The organism is Streptomyces sp. NPDC002640, from assembly GCF_053592575.1.
Map to the genome: position 1 here is coordinate 122,881 of NZ_JBSFVZ010000001.1, position 17,272 is coordinate 140,152.

17 protein-coding genes are annotated in these 17,272 nt (G+C 73.0%); 11 read left to right on the top strand and 6 right to left on the bottom strand.

Going from position 1 to position 17,272, the window contains the following annotated elements; translation table 11 throughout:
- Positions 1-127 precede the first annotated feature (127 nt).
- The gene (locus ACWD3O_RS00580; protein WP_451414413.1) at positions 128-580 is read right to left on the bottom strand and encodes an ATP-binding protein; all 453 of its coding nucleotides are present in this window, start codon (positions 578-580) and stop codon (positions 128-130) included.
- 180 nt (positions 581-760) lie between these two features.
- Between ACWD3O_RS00580 and ACWD3O_RS00585 the strand changes: the two genes are divergently transcribed.
- The 9 genes from ACWD3O_RS00585 (at position 761) to ACWD3O_RS00625 (ending at position 10,877) form a co-directional block, all read left to right on the top strand.
- On the top strand, positions 761-1,624 hold the full coding sequence (locus ACWD3O_RS00585) for a hypothetical protein (protein WP_451414414.1): 864 nt from the start codon (positions 761-763) through the stop codon (positions 1,622-1,624).
- A gap of 205 nt (positions 1,625-1,829) precedes the next feature.
- On the top strand, positions 1,830-2,585 hold the full coding sequence (locus tag ACWD3O_RS00590; protein WP_451411469.1) for a YcnI family copper-binding membrane protein: 756 nt from the start codon (positions 1,830-1,832) through the stop codon (positions 2,583-2,585).
- An 89-nt stretch (positions 2,586-2,674) separates the two neighbouring features.
- Positions 2,675-3,328, top strand: coding sequence for an SCO family protein (locus ACWD3O_RS00595; RefSeq protein ID WP_451414415.1), 654 nt, complete (start codon positions 2,675-2,677; stop codon positions 3,326-3,328).
- On the top strand, positions 3,325-3,801 hold the full coding sequence (locus tag ACWD3O_RS00600) for a copper chaperone PCu(A)C (RefSeq protein ID WP_451411471.1): 477 nt from the start codon (positions 3,325-3,327) through the stop codon (positions 3,799-3,801). Before ACWD3O_RS00595 ends, ACWD3O_RS00600 begins: the two co-directional genes overlap by 4 nt.
- 12 nt (positions 3,802-3,813) lie before the next feature.
- The gene (locus ACWD3O_RS00605) at positions 3,814-5,958 is read left to right on the top strand and encodes a copper resistance CopC/CopD family protein (RefSeq protein WP_451414416.1); all 2,145 of its coding nucleotides are present in this window, start codon (positions 3,814-3,816) and stop codon (positions 5,956-5,958) included.
- Positions 5,959-5,965: 7 nt separating this feature from the next.
- Positions 5,966-7,285, top strand: a complete 1,320-nt coding sequence (efeB, locus tag ACWD3O_RS00610) for an iron uptake transporter deferrochelatase/peroxidase subunit (RefSeq protein WP_451414417.1) — start codon at positions 5,966-5,968, stop codon at positions 7,283-7,285.
- A gap of 154 nt (positions 7,286-7,439) precedes the next feature.
- A complete protein-coding gene (pheA, locus tag ACWD3O_RS00615) occupies positions 7,440-8,378 on the top strand; it encodes a prephenate dehydratase (protein ID WP_451411474.1) in 939 nt (312 codons plus the stop codon).
- A 418-nt stretch (positions 8,379-8,796) separates the two neighbouring features.
- Complete coding sequence (gene serS, locus ACWD3O_RS00620; protein ID WP_451411475.1) at positions 8,797-10,077, top strand: serine--tRNA ligase; 1,281 nt, start codon at positions 8,797-8,799, stop codon at positions 10,075-10,077.
- Positions 10,074-10,877, top strand: a complete 804-nt coding sequence (locus ACWD3O_RS00625) for an HAD family hydrolase (RefSeq protein WP_451411476.1) — start codon at positions 10,074-10,076, stop codon at positions 10,875-10,877. The genes serS and ACWD3O_RS00625 overlap by 4 nt, the downstream gene beginning before the upstream one ends.
- A gap of 698 nt (positions 10,878-11,575) precedes the next feature.
- Here ACWD3O_RS00625 and ACWD3O_RS00630 read toward each other — a convergent pair.
- The 5 genes from ACWD3O_RS00630 to ACWD3O_RS00650 form a co-directional block, all read right to left on the bottom strand.
- Positions 11,576-11,803, bottom strand: a complete 228-nt coding sequence (locus ACWD3O_RS00630) for an SGM_3592 family protein (protein WP_356132517.1) — start codon at positions 11,801-11,803, stop codon at positions 11,576-11,578.
- A 128-nt stretch (positions 11,804-11,931) separates the two neighbouring features.
- Positions 11,932-12,660: an ABC transporter permease subunit gene (locus ACWD3O_RS00635; RefSeq protein ID WP_451411477.1), complete on the bottom strand. Its 729-nt coding sequence runs from the start codon at positions 12,658-12,660 to the stop codon at positions 11,932-11,934.
- A gap of 19 nt (positions 12,661-12,679) precedes the next feature.
- On the bottom strand, positions 12,680-13,591 hold the full coding sequence (locus ACWD3O_RS00640; RefSeq protein WP_451411478.1) for an ABC transporter ATP-binding protein: 912 nt from the start codon (positions 13,589-13,591) through the stop codon (positions 12,680-12,682).
- The gene (locus ACWD3O_RS00645) at positions 13,588-14,538 is read right to left on the bottom strand and encodes an ABC transporter permease (protein ID WP_451414418.1); all 951 of its coding nucleotides are present in this window, start codon (positions 14,536-14,538) and stop codon (positions 13,588-13,590) included. The genes ACWD3O_RS00640 and ACWD3O_RS00645 overlap by 4 nt, the downstream gene beginning before the upstream one ends.
- Positions 14,525-15,460 carry an ABC transporter ATP-binding protein gene (locus ACWD3O_RS00650; RefSeq protein WP_451411570.1) on the bottom strand — a complete coding sequence of 312 codons (936 nt, stop codon included), beginning with the start codon at positions 15,458-15,460 and terminating at the stop codon, positions 14,525-14,527. The genes ACWD3O_RS00645 and ACWD3O_RS00650 overlap by 14 nt, the downstream gene beginning before the upstream one ends.
- A gap of 284 nt (positions 15,461-15,744) precedes the next feature.
- Here ACWD3O_RS00650 and ACWD3O_RS00655 point away from each other — a divergent pair, with 284 nt between their 5' ends.
- On the top strand, positions 15,745-16,317 hold the full coding sequence (locus tag ACWD3O_RS00655; RefSeq protein WP_451414419.1) for an RNA 2'-phosphotransferase: 573 nt from the start codon (positions 15,745-15,747) through the stop codon (positions 16,315-16,317).
- A gap of 50 nt (positions 16,318-16,367) precedes the next feature.
- Positions 16,368-17,270: an LLM class flavin-dependent oxidoreductase gene (locus ACWD3O_RS00660; RefSeq protein WP_451411481.1), complete on the top strand. Its 903-nt coding sequence runs from the start codon at positions 16,368-16,370 to the stop codon at positions 17,268-17,270.
- The last annotated feature ends 2 nt before the right edge of the window (positions 17,271-17,272 follow it).

Genomic DNA, 17,272 nt, shown 5'->3' on the forward strand with positions numbered 1-17,272 from the left:
CGCGGGGCGCGCCGCCGCCCCGCTGCCGCGGACGGGGGTGCCCCGCCGCCCTGCTGCCGCGGACGCGTGAGGAGGCCCCGGACCGCTACGGTCCGGGGCCTTCGCCGTGGGCGGCGCGGTGGGCCGGTCAGACGGCCGCGGTCAGCGGGGCGTTGTCGCGCAGCTTCAGCAGCTTGTCGAAGCTGACGACGGCGCCGCCCGCGCCCGGGAGGTTGTCCACGCGCACGTGGTCGGCGAGCTTCTGGATCAGCATCAGGCCCCGGCCGCTCTCCGCCTCCGCGCCCGGCTCCGCGGCGAAGGGGCACAGCGGCGCGCTCGCGAAGCCCGGACCGGAGTCCGACACCTCGATCCGGCAGCGCTCGCCGTCGAGGTAGGCGGTCACCTGGTACGCGGCCCCCGGGCCGGCGCCCTTCCCACCGTGCTCCACCGCGTTCGCACAGGCCTCGCTCAGCGCCACGCACAGGTCGTAACAGATGTCGGGGTCGACCCCCGCGGTCTCCATCGCCCCCAGCAGCAGCCGCCGGGCGAAGGGCACGCTGGCAGCCTCACGCCGCAATTGGAGTGACCACAAGATGCTCATGCTCCTGCCTCCAGGCCGCGGCTCGGCTCGACATACCGTTACGTATTGCCCTGCCTTCGGGTGCGTAAGCGCCTGTTCGGCGTGAGAGCGCCCATACGGCGGCGGCCCATATGGCGTCACTCGGCGCAATACGGACCTGGTCTGTGATGCGGAAGCGGTGAGTGGGATGATGGGGCCGCCATGACTGCCCTCCACCAGCGCGCGGCGCACACCGGGGACGACCTCCGGTACCCGAGGGCCGCGGCCTTCGCCGCGGTCTGCGTCGTGCTGGCCGGGGGAGGCCACGTCCTGGCGTCCTCGGCGTCGCACCCGGCGGTACCGCCGTGGTGGACGTGGAGCGCGGGCTTCCTGCTCGTGCTGGCGGCGGCGCTGCCGTTCGCCGGGGAGGGCCGCAGCCGGTCGCTGCCGGGCATCGCCGGGCTGCTGATCGTCTGCCAGCTCGCCCTGCACACCCTCTTCGTCCTCGGCCCGCAGGCCATGGCCGCCGCGGGCGGTAGTTCCGGCGCGGCCGGGCCGGGAGGGTCCGACGCCGCCGTGGTGGAGCGGGCCTCCGAGATCGTCTGCGGCGCCCCCCTGCTGAGCGCCGAGCAGGCCCGGCAGATCCTGATCGACGCCGGCCTGCGGAGCGACCTCCAGGAGCTCACGCGGCTGAGCGACACCGGCGGTGCCGGTCACGTCCACCAGCACGTCGTCACCGGCGGCCTGGCCTCCGTGCTGCCGTCGCTGTCCATGCTGCTCGGCCACGCCCTCGCCGGGATCGCGGCCGGCTGGCTGCTGCGCCGGGGCGACCTGGCGCTGCTGCGGCTGGTGCGGCTCGCCGGTCAGGACCTGGCCGCCGAACCCGCGGTGCTGCGCCCGCTGCGCGGCGCGCTGTCCCTGGTGCGGGCGCTGTCCGCGGGTCTGCCCGGTGCTCCCGGCCGTCTGCCGGTTCCGCCCGGCGCCGCGTTCGGCGACGTCCCGGTGCCGCCGACCGCTCCGCTCCAGCACACGGTGATCCGGCGCGGCCCGCCCTGCCCGGACCGCACCCTCGCTCTCGCCGCCTGACGCGACGCCCCTCCGTTCCCGTTCCGCACCGGCCCGCCCGACCCGCGCCCCGACGCGCGCTCGGCAGCGGCCCGCGCACGCGATCACGGAACCGGACCCGGACGCCGCCGTCACGCGGCCCGGCGCGCCCTGCGCGCCTGCCACCGAGTCCATCGTTCACCGTGTTCACCGTGATCGCCGTGATCACCGGAAATGGAGTGTCCCCATGAAGGCATCCCGCATCGCCGCCGCCGTCGCCGCGGCCGGCGCCTCCGTCCTCCTCCTCTCGTCCCCCTCCTTCGCGCACGTCAGCGTGCAGCCTGAGGGCGCCGCGGCCAAGGGCGGCTACGCCACCGTGGCCTTCAAGGTCCCCAACGAGCGCGACAACGCCTCGACCACCAAGCTGGAGATCAACTTCCCGGCCGACCACCCGCTGGCCTCCGTGATGCCGCAGCCCGTCGAGGGCTGGGACGTCGAGGTGACGCGCGGCAAGCTGGACAAGCCGCTCGAGCTCCACGGCCGCCAGGTCGACGAGGCGGTCACCAAGGTCGTCTGGACCGCCGAGGACGAGAAGAAGGGCGGCATCCAGCCGGGCTTCTTCCAGAAGTTCCCGGTCTCGGTCGGCCCGCTGCCCGAGGACGCCGACGAGCTCGTCTTCAAGGCGCTGCAGACGTACTCCAACGGCGAGGTCGTACGCTGGATCGAGCTCCAGGAGGGCGAGGAGGAGCCGGAGGCCCCCGCCCCGGTCCTGGCGCTGTCCGCCCCCGCGGAGGACGGCCACGGCCACGGTTCCGGCACCGAGGCCGAGGCCGATGACAAGGCCGAAGCCGGGAAGGACGACGGCGAGGGCCACGACGACGGCCACGGGACGACGGCCGCCGGAACGACGGACACCGCCGCCCGCGTGCTCGGCGTGATCGGCATCGTCGTCGGCGCCGCCGGTGTGGCCTTCGGCGTCCTCGCCCGCCGCCGTACCGCCTGACCGACCCCTCAACCAGCCCTACGGCCGTCGCCGGGGCGCGTCCTCACGCGCCCCGGCGGCGTCCGGGTCCACCCGGGACACGAAAACTGATGCGCAACAAGATCTGGACCGCGGCCGCCCTGCTCGCCGCCACCCTCACGCTCTCCGCCTGCACCTCCGGCGAGTCCGCTCCCGATAAACCGGCCTCCGCGGTGACCGAGGTGACGCCCGACGACAAGGCGGCCACCGTCCTGGACACGCCGTTCGAGAAGCCCGACCTGGTACTGACCGACACCGACGGCGAGGAGTTCGACCTGCGCGAGCAGACGCAGGGCAGGCCGACGCTGGTCTACTTCGGCTACACCAACTGCCCCGACGTCTGCCCGCTGACGATGAACAACATCGCCGTGGCCAAGAAGCAGCTCCCCCAGGAGCAGCAGGACGAGCTGCGGGTCGTCTTCGTCACCACCGACCCCGAGCGGGACACCGCCGAGGAGCTCGGCTCCTGGCTCAAGGGCATCGACACCGACATCGTCGGCCTGACCGGCGACTTCGCCACCATCCAGGCCGGGGCCCGCACGCTCGGGATCACCATCGAGGAGCCCGTGAAGGAGAAGGACGGCACCGTCGTCTCCACCCACGGCACCCAGGTCGTCGCCTTCTCGCCGAAGACGGACGAGGGGTACGTGCTCTACGGCGAGGAGACCACGGTCGACGACTACACCGCCGACCTGCCCAAGCTGATCAAGGGCGAGAACCCGTGAGCCGCCCGGCCTGCAGGGGCCGTCTCCGCACACCGGCGACCCTGGCGGCCCTGGCCGCGCTCGCCGTGCCGCTCGCCGCCTGCGGCGGAGCGGAGGAGCCCGAGCTGTCGGTGGAGGGCGCCTACATGCCGCAGCCGGTCTCCGGCTCGCTGGCGGCCGGCTTCCTCACCGTCGTCAACGCCGGCGACGCCCCCGCCGAGCTGACCGGCGCCTCCAGCGACCTGGCCGGCAAGGTCACGGTCCACCAGACGGTCGACGGCGCGATGCGTCCCGCCGCCGCGGTGGCCGTGCCCGCCGAGGGGCGGCTGACGCTGAAGTCGGGCGGCACGCACCTCATGTTCGAGAACCTCACCCGTCGGCCCGCGAAGGGCGAGACGGTCACCGTCGAGCTCCGCTTCAAGGGCGCCGATCCGGTCACCGTCGACATGCCGGTCGAATCGGCCACCTACACACCGTCGCACCACCGGCACTAGGGAGGGACCACCGTGACGCCGACCATCGCGCCCCACGCGGCGAGCACCGCGCGCACGCGCACCGCACGTGTCCTGGCACTGCTGCTGCTGACCGTGGCCGGGCTGCTGTTCGCCGGCGCCGGGCCGGCGTCGGCGCACGCCGCGCTCACCGGCAGCGACCCGCAGCAGGGGTCGGTGGTCGACGTCGCCCCCGAGCGGGTGACGCTGACCTTCTCCGAGAAGGTCGCCGTCTCCGCCGACTCCGTCCGGGTCCTCGACCCCAAGGGCAACCGCGTCGACACCGGCAAGGTGCCCGGCGTCGACGGGACCGCGCTGCGGGCCGAGCTCCACAAGGGGCTGCCGTTCGGCACCTTCACGGTGGCCTACCAGGTGGTGTCCGAGGACAGCCACCCCGTCGCCGGGGCCTTCACCTTCTCGGTGGGCGCGCCCTCCGAGACCTCCGTGGCCCTCCCGGAGGAGTCCGCCGGCGGCGGGGCCGTCGGCACGCTCTACGGCATCGCACGGTACGTCTCCTACGCCGGGTTCACGGTGCTGGTGGGCGGCGCCGCGTTCGTGCTGGTCTGCTGGCGGCGCGGCGCGGAGATCCGCGCGCTGCAGCGGCTGGTGGTCGGCGGCTGGCTGGCCCTGACCACGGGCACGCTGGCGCTGCTCCTCCTGCGGGGCGCGTACATCGCGTCCGGGAAGCTGGGCGACGTCCTCGACATGGGCCGGCTCGCGGAGGTGCTGCAGAGCCGTACCGGGGCCGCGCTGGTCTGCCGGCTGCTGCTGCTCGCGGTGGCCGCGCTGTTCGTGGCGGTGCTGTTCGGCACGTACCAGCGGCGCGAGGACGGTGCGGAGAAGCGGGACCTGTCCTTCGGTCTCGCGCTCGGCGGCGCGGTGGTCGCGACGGGGCTGGCGGCGACCTGGGCGCTCTCGGAGCACGCCTCGGCCGGCCTCCAGCCGGGCATCGCCATGCCGGTGGACGTGGTGCACCTGCTGGCCGTGGCGCTGTGGCTGGGCGGACTCGCCGCCCTGCTGACGGCGCTGTACCGGGGCCCCGCCGCGGGGATCACGGTCGACCGCGGTGCGGTGCGGCGGTTCTCCCGGGTGGCGTTCCTCTCCGTGGTGGCGCTCGCCGTGACCGGCCTCTACCAGTCCTGGCGGCAGGTCGGTTCCTGGGACGCGCTCACCGGCACCTCGTACGGCCGCCTGCTGATCGTCAAGGCGGGGCTGGTCGCGCTGCTGGTGGGCATCGCGTGGATATCCCGCCGCTGGACCCAGCGGCTGGACGAGCCGGGGCGCGGCGACACGGCGTCCACGCCCGCCGTGGAGACCGCGGCCGAGCTGGGGGCGGCGAGCACCATGGGCTCCGTCGGCGCCGCAGGTGCGGGTGCCGCCGTGGGGTCCGCCGGTGCGGCCGCCGCGGTGGCCCACCTGTCCGGCGAGGGCTCCGCCCAGAAGACGGGCGACGGTGACGAGCCCGCGGACACCGTTGAACCCGTCGGCACCACCGTCGCCGCCGACACTGCCGTCGCCGCCGGCACCACCGTCCCCACCGACACTGCCGTCCCCACCGACGCTGGCGAGCCCGCCGACACCGCCGATCCGCGCCGCGCGGCCCAGCTGGCGCGGCAGCGGGCCGCCGTGGAGACCGCCCGTCGCCGCAAGGAACGCGACGCCGACGCCCCCCGCTCCGGACTGCGCCGCTCCGTGCTCACCGAGGCCGCCGTCGCCGTCCTGGTCCTGGCCGTCACCACCGCGCTGACCGGTACCGAGCCCGCCCGCACCGAGCAGCAGGCCCAGGCGGCGTCCGCCGCACTGCCCGCGCCCGCCGGGACGCCGGTCGACGTGAAGCTCCCGTTCGACACCGGCGGCGAGGACGGCAAGGGCGTGGTGCGCCTGGAGTTCGTCCCCGGCCGAGTCGGCGAGAACACCCTCCACGTCTACGCCGAGCACTCCTACGGCGCCCCGTACGACCTCCCGGAGCTCAAGGTGGCGCTCACCCTGGAGGCCAAGGACATCGGCCCCCTGCCGGTGACCCCCAAGCACCTGTCCGAGGGGCACTGGTCCACCGCCGGTGTCCAGATCCCGATGGCCGGCAACTGGAAGGTCTCCGTCACCGTACGGACCTCGGACATCGACCAGGTGACCGTCCACAAGAACGTGAAGATCGGCTGACGTTCAGATGCACGACCCTACTCCCGACCTCCTGCCCGGTCAGCGGACCCGGCCCGGCGACACCGGCCCCGAGGCCGATGCCGCCGATGCTCCCGCGGGGACCGTCTCGCGCCGCCGCCTGCTCGGCACCGCCGGAGCCACCGGCCTGGTGCTGGGCGCCGGTGGCGTGGCGGCCGGCTACACCGCCGGCCGCGCGACGGCACCGGAGAGCACCCCCGTCACCCCGCTGACCGCGCTGGGGACGAACCGGGCGAAGTTTCACGTGAAACATCAGCCGGGAATCCTCCAGCCCGCCCAGGCGCATGGCCATCTGGCCGCCTTCGACCTCGCGCCCGGCGCGGGCCGCCGGGAAGCCGCGGCCCTGCTGCGCCGCTGGTCGACGGCGGCCGAGCGCCTGATGGCCGGGGAGCCCGCCCCGCACGAGGACACCGCGGTGTCCCGTGACGCGGGCCCCTCCGGCCTGACCGTCACCTTCGGTTTCGGTCACGGCTTCTTCTCCCGGACAGGTCTGGAGAAGCAGCGCCCGGTCGCGCTGGACCCGCTGCCCGAGTTCTCCTCCGACCGGCTGGACAAGGACCGCAGCGACGGCGACCTCTGGGTGCAGATCGGTGCCGACGACGGCCCGGTGGCGTTCCACGCCCTGCGCGCCCTGCAGAAGGAGGCCGGAGCGGCGGCCCGCCTGCGCTGGCACATGAGCGGCTTCAACCGCTCGCCGGGCGCCGCCGCCCGCCCCGTGACGGCCCGGAACCTGATGGGCCAAGTGGACGGAACCAACAACCCCAAGCCCTCCGAACCCGACTTCGACCAGCGGGTCTTCGTCCCCGCCGACGGCGAGCCCGCGTGGATGGCCCACGGCTCCTACGCCGTGGTGCGGCGCATCCGCATGCTGCTGGACGACTGGGAGCGCCTGCCGCTCGGTGACCAGGAGGCGGTGATCGGTCGCCGCAAGGCCGACGGAGCCCCGCTCAGCGGCGGCACCGAGACGACCGAGATGGACCTGGAGAAGCTGAACGCCTCGGGGAAGCCGGTGGTGCCGATGAACGCGCACGCCCGGATCACCCGCCCCGACCAGAACGGCGGCGCCGCCATGCTGCGCCGCCCCTTCTCCTACCACGACGGCTTCACCGACGACGGCGCTCCGGACGCCGGGCTGCTCTTCGTAAGCTGGCAGGCCGATCCGCTGCGCGGCTTCGTGCCGGTGCAACGGAAGCTGGACCGCGGGGACGCCCTGTCGGCGTTCATCCGTCACGAGGCGAGCGGCCTGTTCGCCGTGCCGGGCGGTGCGGCGCGCGGCGAGTACGTGGGGCAGGCGTTGCTGGAGGGGTGACTGTGACGGCTCGGCCGGCGGCGCGGGGGCCGTTCCTCGCGCCGCGCGCCGCGGGCCGTGTGCCGCACGCCTCGCGCCGGTGGCCGGTGGCCGGTGGCAGTCCGCGATCCGGACCCGGCCGGACGGAGGCCGCGCGGGGACTACTGTGGGCAGCATGCCAGCGAGTTACGCCTACCTCGGCCCCGAAGGCACATTCACCGAAGTCGCCCTGCGCACCCTGCCCGAGACGGCCACCCGGGAGCTGATCCCGATGGTCTCCGTGCCGGCGGCCCTGGACGCCGTACGCGCCGGGGAGGTCGAGGCGGCGTTCGTCCCGATCGAAAACTCCGTCGAGGGCGGGGTCACCACCACCCTGGACCAGCTGGTCGCGGGCGAGCCCCTGATGATCTACCGCGAGGTGCTGCTCTCCATCACCTTCGCGCTGCTGGTCAGGCCGGGCACCCGGCTGGAGGACGTCAAGACGGTGACCGCCCACCCGGTGGCCCAGCCGCAGGTCAGGAACTGGATGAAGGCGCACCTCCCGGACGCCCTCTGGGAGTCCGCCGCCTCCAACGCCGACGGCGCGCGGCTGGTGCAGGAGGGCCGGTACGACGCGGCCTTCGCCGGTGAGTTCGCCGCCGCCCGGTACGGCCTGGTGCCGCTGGAGACGGGCATCCACGACGCGGAGAACGCGCAGACCCGCTTCGTGCTGGTCGGCCGCCCCGCCCGGCCCGCCGCGCCCACCGGGACGGACAAGACCTCCGTGGTCATCTGGCAGCGCGACGACCACCCGGGCGGTCTGCGGGACCTGCTGGGGGAGTTTGCGGTACGGGGCGTCAACCTGATGCTGCTCCAGTCCCGCCCCACCGGTGAGGGAATCGGCAACTACTGCTTCGCCATCGACGCGGAAGGTCATATTTCCGACCGCCGCGTGGCGGAAACGCTGATGGGGCTCAAGCGGTCCTGCCTGAAGGTGCGCTATCTCGGCTCCTATCCGCGGGCGGACATCGCCCCCGGCGGGCAGCGGCAGACCCTGCCCGGAACCTCGGACGCGGAGTTCGTCACGGCGGCGGAGTGGGTGGCCCGCTGCCAGGACGGCCGTTTCGTCGACTAGCCGAAGTTATCCACAGCCCTTGTCCACAGGCGGGCCGCGCTCCGGCGGACCGCACTGGGGACAAGTCGTCGTCAATGCGGGATGCCGTCGACAAATCGCCCTTCCCGGATCTTCCTCCGGAGTTACGGGCAACCATCCCTCATTCACTCTTTTCCATGGAAACTCTCATTGGCGCGTCCCCTTTTCACTCGAAAGGGGATGCAATACTCCGCCGTCCCGCCTTTTCGCCCGGGCTCCGGCCCTGAGGAGCGGCCATTCGGAGGGATCGGCTCCCTTGTCCACAGAGCCGCCGTCAAGCCTGTGGATAACCGATGACCGATGCTGTGCATTTCTGTGGACAACCCGACGCTCCGGCTCCACTCGCAGGCCGTCGAATACTGGGTCGTGACCGCTTGGCGCGCACCGGTAGCCTGGTTCCGTGATTGACCTTCGCCTGCTCCGTGAGGACCCTGACCGAGTGCGCGCTTCCCAGCGCGCCCGTGGAGAGGACGTCGCCCTCGTCGACGCCCTCCTCTCCGCCGACGAGCGGCGCAGGTCGTCCGGCGTCCGCTACGACGAACTGCGCAACGAGCAGAAGTCGCTCGGCAAGCTGATCGGCAAGGCCTCCGGCGAGGAGAAGGCCGAACTGCTGAAGAAGGCCGGCACGCTCGCCGCCGAGGTGAAGGCCGCCGACGCCGAGCGCGACGAGGCCGCCGCCGAGACGCAGCGCCTCCTGCTCCAGCTCGGCAACCTGGTGCACCCCGAGGTCCCGGTCGGCGGCGAGGAGGACTTCGTCACCCGCGAGACCCACGGCACCATCCGCGACTTCGCCGCCGAGGGCTTCGAGCCCCGCGACCACCTGGAGCTCGGCCAGCTCCTCGGCGCCATCGACGTCGAGCGCGGCGCCAAGGTCTCCGGCTCGCGCTTCTACTTCCTGACCGGCGTCGGCGCCCTGCTGGAGCTGGCCCTGGTCAACGCGGCGATGGCCCAGGCCACCGCGGCCGGCTTCACGCCGATGCTGACCCCGGCGCTGGTGCGCCCGCAGTCCATGGCCGGCACGGGCTACCTCAACCAGGGGTCCGGGCAGGACGTCTACCACCTGCAGGACGACGACCTGTACCTGGTCGGCACCTCCGAGGTGGCGCTCGCCGCGTACCACATGGACGAGATCCTGGACGCCGACCGCCTCCCGCTGCGCTACGCCGGCTTCTCGCCCTGCTTCCGCCGCGAGGCCGGTTCGCACGGCAAGGACACCCGCGGCATCTTCCGGGTCCACCAGTTCGACAAGGTGGAGATGTTCTCGTACGTCGCGCCGGAGGACTCCCAGGCCGAGCACCAGCGCCTCCTCGAGTGGGAGCGGCAGTGGCTGACCTCGCTCGAGCTGCCGTTCCGGGTGATCGACGTCGCCACCGGCGACCTCGGCTCCTCCGCGGCCCGCAAGTACGACTGCGAGGCGTGGATCCCGACCCAGGGCAAGTACCGCGAGCTGACCTCGACCTCGGACTGCACGGAGTTCCAGGCCCGACGCCTGCAGATCCGCATGCGGGACGAGAAGGGCACCCGCCCGCTGGCCACGCTCAACGGCACGCTCTGCGCGGTGCCGCGCACCATCGTCGCCATCCTGGAGAACCACCAGCAGGCGGACGGGTCGGTGCGGGTGCCGGAGGTCCTGCGCCCCTACCTCGGCGGTCGCGAGGTCCTCGAGCCGGTGGCCAAGTGACGGGGTCGTTCCCGTACCGGCTGGTCGCCACCGACCTCGACGGGACGCTGCTGCGCTCCGACGACACCATCTCCGCGCGCACCCGTGACGCGCTCGCCGCGGCCACCGCGGCGGGCGCGGCCCACATCGTGGTGACCGGGCGCGGGGTGCCGTGGACGCGTGACGTGCTGGACGACCTCGGGTACCAGGGCATCGCCGTGTGCAGCCAGGGCGGGCAGGTCTACGACGCCAAGGAGCACCGGCTGCTGACCTCGGTGACTCTGGACCGGCGGATCGCGGAGCTGGCGCTGGCCAAGATCGAGGCGGAGACCGGGCCGCTGTTCGTCGCCGCCGCCCGGGACGGCCTCGACGGCAACGTCCTGGTCTCCCCCGGCTACCGGTCGGTGGGGCACCTGCCGGCCGAGCCGCTCCGCGACCCGGCCGACCTGTGGACGGCGCCGCTGAGCAAGCTCTACATCCAGCACCCGACCATGACCGACGACGAGCTCACCGAGGCGGCCGGGCGGATCGCCGGCGGGTTCGTCACGGTGGTGATGGCCGGCGCGGGCATCGTCGAGCTGCTCCCGCTGGGCCTGAGCAAGGCCACCGGCCTGTCGCTGGCCGCCCGGCGGCTGGGCGTGAAGGCCGACGAGACCATCGCGTTCGGGGACATGCCGAACGACATACCGATGTTCCGGTGGGCGTCCTGGGGTGTGGCGATGGCCGACGCGCACGACGAGGTGAAGGCGATCGCGGACGAGGTGACCACGTCCAACGACGCGGACGGCATCGCCCTCGTTCTCGAACGCCTCCTCGGCTGAATCCTCCGCCGACTCGAAACCCCCGCAGGGACCAACCGTCCCGGCGGGGGCCGACGCCTTCAGCGGTGACCGACCCTTGCGCCGGGTGCGGCCGTTCCGGCGGTAGGGGCGGCCGGCCACGCGGTCCGCAGTCCGCCGTGGGCCGGGCTCCCGGCGGTGGGCAGCAGCCCTCGGATGGCGGCACACAGACGGCGTACCGCTGTGCCGGCGGCGAAGGCGGCGTCGGTCAGGGTCGGTCAGGGGCAGCCTCGAGGCACGGGCCGCGCTCCGGCGGCGTTCCGGCGTACCGATGGCGGAGGCGGCGGCTCCGGGTGGGAGCGGCAGGGCGGCGTTCCGTGCGGCAAGGGGGGTGGTCCCGGGTGGGGCGGCCCGCGCGGGGCTGTGCAACCCGCGCGCTCGAAGCGGCCGCCCCCGGGCGGCTCCCGGCGGCACATGCGCGGTGGGGTAACGAATCCCACCGGCGCCGGCGCGGGCCTGCCCCGTCGGGGGCCGGGGCCTTTCCTCCCCGTCCCCGCTCCCGGACCACGTCACGCCGGACATGTCCGGCGTGCCATCGCTCACTGTGCCCGCACAGGCCGCGGCACCGCCACCGAATTAGGGGGTGGAGGTGCCGATGTGGCGGACGGTGCGCACGGGGCGCACTCCCCGAACTCCGCGAACTCCGCGAACTCCGCGGACGCCGGCTGTTCCGCGCACTTCTACTTGCGCCGCCACTTGCGGCGGCGGGCCTTGCTGAAGAACCACCCGGCCGGCGGCCGGTCCGACCGCCAGGGCTCCGGCTCCGGCGGCTCCCGCCGCCACCGCGCCGCCAGCATCCTGGCCCGCCCCGACGGCTCCTGGACCGAGGCCCCGCGGACGAAGTCCTCGTCCAGGACGAGCTCGTCCCAGTCCTCCGGCCCGGCCGTCCCTTCCGGCTCCGTTGCCATCTCCCCGTACCTCCCGGTATCCCCTCACGCCCCAGTGTGCCGGGGCGCAGGGGATACCGGAATCGAGTTCGAGGGATCGGCAGCGGATTCGACGACCGGAGCGGGCGGATCCGGGGCGGCCGCCCCCGTCACTCCTCCGTGGCGGGCGTGAGGGTCCGCAGCCGGCGAGCCCCGTACCAGGCGGCCAGCACCGTGACCGCCACGAGCAGCACCGCACCGGTGGCCGTGCCGACCTCCGCGGTGACGAGCTTGCCCTCCGCGAGGTCGCCGCCGACCGCCAGCGCCCACTGCTGGACGCTGAGCGACCGCGCACCCGGCACGTAGGAGCCGAGCAGCGCCTCCCAGACCAGCGCGTACACCAGGCCGACGACCACCGCGTGCCGGGTGACGGTCCCCAGCATCAGGAAGAAGGAGGCGTAGGCCACCGAGGCGACCATCGCCGCGACGGTGTAGGCGAGGGCGATGCCGTCCTCGGTGCCGGTGAGGACCAGGGCCGCGATCAGGGTCGGCACGGCCGAGAAGACCATCGTCACGGCGATCGCGACGACCAGCTTGGTGACCAGCACGGTCCGCCGCTTCACCGGCTTGGCCAGCAGGTACATGACCGAGCCGTCGTCGATCTCCGGGCCGATGGCGCCCGTGCCGGCGATGACACCGATGATCGGCACCATGGCCGCCAGCGCGAACCCGCCGAGCACGTCGACGGCGGTGTCCGGGCCGGAGCCGGCCAGCAGCCGCACGACGACCGAGATCACCACCAGCAGCAGCGGCAGGATGCCCAGGACGAGAGCGCGGCGCCGCCCGAGCAGGGCCCGGTAGGTGAGGCGGGCCACCGTGGGATGGAACGTTGTGGACATCGTGAGGCCTCCTACGCCGCTACGCCGCGACAAGGTACGAGAAGACGGACTCGAGCGACTCGTCCGACGGCGAGACCGTGTACAGCCGGATGCCGTGCTCGCGGGCCACCCTGGGCAGCAGCTCGGTGAAGCGGCCGAAGTCGGCCGCCTGGATCAGCAGCGCGTCCTCGGCGGCGTCCACCTCGATGCCCGAGGTCGACGGATCGCCGATCAGGGCCGCCGCCAGCGCCCGGTCGTCGCTGGAGCGCACCAGGTAGCGGTGGGGTCGGTCGGTCATCAGCCGGCGGATGGAACGGAAGTCGCCGCTGGCCGCGTGGCGTCCGGCGACCACCACCTCGATGTGCGAGGCCACCTGCTCGACCTCCTCCAGGATGTGGGAGGAGAACAGGACCGTGCGGCCCTCCTCGCCCATCCGGCGCAGCAGCTCCATGAGCTGCATCCGCTGGCGCGGGTCCATGCCGTTGAAGGGCTCGTCCAGCAGCAGTACGGAGGGGCCGTGGACCAGGGCGGAGGCCATCTTCACGCGCTGCCGCATGCCCTTGGAGTAGGTGCCGATCTTGCGGTCCTGCGCGTACTCCATCTCCACGACGGCCAGCGCGCGCTGCGCCTCGGCGGCGCCCAGACCGTGGAGCTCGGCGTTGGCGAGGACGAACTCGCGGCCGGTCAGGAAGTCGTACATCGCCTCGCGTTCGGGGACGATGCCGATCTCCCGGTAGATCTCCTCGTTGCGCCAGACCGTCTGCCCGTCGAGGGTGACGGTTCCGGCGGACGGCGGGAGGAAGCCCGCCATCATGTTGATCAGGGTCGACTTGCCGGCGCCGTTGGGGCCGAGCAGGCCGGTGACGCCGGGGCCGACGTCCATGGTGATGTCGTTGACGGCGACCACGTTGCCGAACCAGCGGGAGACGTGGTCGAGCTTGAGGGTGGTCACAGCCCGGCCTTTCGGTAGCGGCGGATCAGGAGGCCGTAGCAGCCGGCCACGAGCGCGGCGACGACCAGCAGGTAGACGGCACCCTGGGCGGCGGACGTGGTGACGCTGCCCGGGAAGAAACTGTCGGCGCCGAGGAAGGCGTCCTGGAGCCCGTAGATCAGGCTGCTCGGCGAGAGCAGGCCGAGCCACGGCACCGCGTCCGTGGCGTCGTTCTCCGTGGCGACCAGCTGCAGCGTGGACACCGCCGCGTAGGACAGCATCAGCACGGCGATCACCGCGGCGACGCCGAAGCCGCGGCGCGGCGTGAGGGCGGCGACCACCAGTCCGATGCCCGCGTAGAGCACCGCGAGCACGGCCGCACCGGCCAGGCCCTGGGCGAAGGCGGTGGTCTGGTCGACGAAGTCCAGCTTGGCCAGGAGGGCGCCGATGTAGAGGATCACCAGCGGCAGCGCGGTGAGCGAGAAGACCGCGACGGCCATCGCCGTGTACTTGGCGCGGACGTAGTCGCCCGTCTCGATCGGACGGGAGAAGTACAGCGGCATGGTCCGGAAGCGCAGGTCCAGGGAGACCGCCTGCGGCGCCTGGGAGGCCAGGAACAGGGCGATCACCATGTCGAGGGTCGCGCCGTACTCGACGTAGGCGACGGGTAGTTCCTCGGCGCCGCTGATCATGGTGACCGCCACCATGATCAGCGCGGGCAGGGCCATCACCGTGGCGATGAGCACTGGCATGGCCTTGGAGCGGGCCGACCGGCCGAGGCCGAAGGCGCCGCGCAGCGACTGCACGAAGAGCGAGCGGCGGGCGTAGGCGCGGCCCAGGCGGGGGCCGTCGTAGCCGCGGTAGCCGATGTCGTGGATCCGGCTCTCGGGGGCGGTGCCGTTCCCGGACCGCGCGGGCCCGCCGGGCCCACCGGGCCCACCGGAGGGCGAGAGGCTATCGGTCGTCATGGCGGAAGACCTCCGAGATGTGGTGCCGGCGCTGTTCCATGCGCACCAGGCCGAGGCCGAGGCCGGCGACGGTGTCGCGGATCAGGTCGTACGTGTCGTCGCCGTCGGCGGTGAGCAGCATGATGCGGCCCGCTCCCGGGAGTCCGGCGCCGCCGTCCTCGGTGCGCACCCCGTGCGTCTCGAGGGCCTTGCGGAGCGCCTCGATGCCGTTCGGGTGCTCGTCGGAGTCGGTGACCTCCACGGCCACGGTGGCGGTGGAGCGGGTGAAGTCGGTGGTGGAGCTGGCGCGCAGCAGGGCGCCGCCGTCGATGACGACCACGTGGTCGCAGGTGCGCTCGAGCTCGCCCAGCAGGTGGGAGGTGACCAGCACCGAGATCCCGAAGTCCGTGTGGATGCGGCGGATCAGGCCCAGCATGTCGTCCCGGCCGGCCGGGTCCAGACCGTTGGTGGGCTCGTCCAGCAGGACCAGGTCCGGGTCGTGGACCAGCGCCTGGGCCAGCTTCACGCGCTGCTTCATGCCGGTGGAGTAGCCGCCGATGGGCCGGTAGCGCTCCTCGTACAGGCCGACGTGGCGCAGGGTGTCGGCGGTGCGCTCACGCGCCGCCGCCGGCGGCAGGCCGGACATCCGCGCCATGTGGACGACGAACTCGGTGGCCGAGACGTCCGGCGGCAGGCAGTCGTGCTCGGGCATGTAGCCGACCCTGGCCCGGATGGCGGGCCCCTCGGTCGCCACGTCTAGGCCGAGCACCGCGGCGCGCCCCTCGGAGGCCGGGGCCAGCCCCAGCAGAATCTTGATCAGCGTCGATTTGCCGGCGCCGTTCGCACCGACCAGGCCGGTCACGCCGGACCCGATGTCCAGGGTGAGCCGGTCGAGTGCGGTCACCCGCGGGAACCGCTTGCTCAGGCTTTCGGTCAGGATCACAGTCACGTTCATGACAGTAGGGCCGGGACCGGTGGGTGGTCGTCCTCCCGAGGGGCCCTCCCCGGTCAGCCTCCAGATGTAGGGGATGCGTAAGGGTCAGCCCCGAAGGGGAGCCGGAGAGAAGCCGAAGGGGAGCGGCGTCCGGCACCTCGAGGGCGCAGGAGTCCGGATGTCGTGCAGAGGTGTCCGCATCACGGCGCAGTTGTCCACAGGATGGTCGCAAAATCTGTGGAGAACCGTAATTCGCTGTGGATCAAACCTTCGATACCTGAGACTTGGGCCACATGAGCACTCAGCAGAAGGGCGCCGGCACCGACGACCGACGCATGGTCACGGTGTCCAAGTACCTGTCCCGGCACCTGCGCCACCAGCCGGACCGGATCGGCATCACCCTCGACCCCGCCGGCTGGGTGGAGATCGACACCTTGCTCTCCGCCGCCGCGGCCCACGGCTTCCCGATCAGCCGGGCGGAGCTCGACCATGCGGTGGCGAACAACGACAAGCGCCGCTTCGCCGTGGAGGGCGACCGGATCCGCGCCAGCCAGGGCCACACCGTCGAGGTGGACCTCGGCCTGGAGCCGGCCGAGCCCCCGCCGTTCCTCTACCACGGCACGGTGGCCGGCAGCCTGGACGCGATCCGGGCCGAGGGACTGCGCCCCATGGCCCGCCACGACGTCCACCTCTCGGCGGACCGCGAGACGGCCACCCGGGTCGGAGCGCGGCGGGGACGGCCCCTGGTGCTGACGGTCGACGCGGGGGCGATGCACCGGGACGGCCATGTCTTCCACCTCAGCGCCAACGGGGTCTGGCTGACCGCCTCGGTACCGCCCGAGTACCTGCGGCTCCGGCAGGGCTGAGGGGGAGGTGGGTTGTTTCACGTGAAACGTCCCGGCCGTAGGCTCGCCCCATGAGCTTGCGTCTGAGCACCGTGATCCTGCCGTACCGCCGCTGGCACGAGGGCGGGCGAGCCGCCTGGGAACGGGCCGAGGAACTCGGCTTCCACACGGCGTACACCTACGACCACCTGTCCTGGCGCTCCTTCCGTGACGGCCCGTGGTTCGGTGCGGTGCCCACCCTGACGGCCGCCGCCTCGGTCACCTCCCGGATGCGCCTGGGCACCCTGGTCACCTCGCCCAACTTCCGCCATCCGGTGCCCTTCGCCAAGGAGCTCATCTCCCTGGACGACATCTCCGGCGGTCGCATCACCCTGGGCGTCGGTGCGGGAGGTACCGGCTTCGACGCCACCGCGCTGGGCCAGGAGCCGTGGACGCCGCGCGAGCGGGCCGATCACTTCGCCGAGTTCGTGCTGCTGCTCGACCGCCTCCTCACCCAGGACACGGTCTCCTTCACCGGCGACCACTACGCCGCCCACGAGGCGCGCACCATCCCCGGCTGCGTACAGCGCCCCCGGCTGCCCTTCGCCGTGGCCGCCACCGGCCCCCGCGGCATGAAGCTGGTCGCCCGCCACGGCCAGGCCTGGGTCACCACCGGCGACCCGACGATCTTCGAGACCGGCACGCCGGAGGAGTCCGTGGCGGCCATCCGCCGCCAGATCGAGCGGCTGACGGACGCCTGCACCGGGATCGGCCGGGACGTGAAGGAGCTCGACAAGGTCCTGCTCACCGGCTTCACCCCGGACCGCAACGCCCCGCTCACCTCCGTCGACGCCTTCGTCGACTTCGCCGGCCGGCACGCCGAGCTCGGTTTCACCGAGCTGGTCATCCACATGCCGATCCCGGACTCGGACTTCGACGTGGACGAGCGGGTCTTCGAGCGGATCGCCATCGAGGCACCGGCGCAATTGAGCTGACG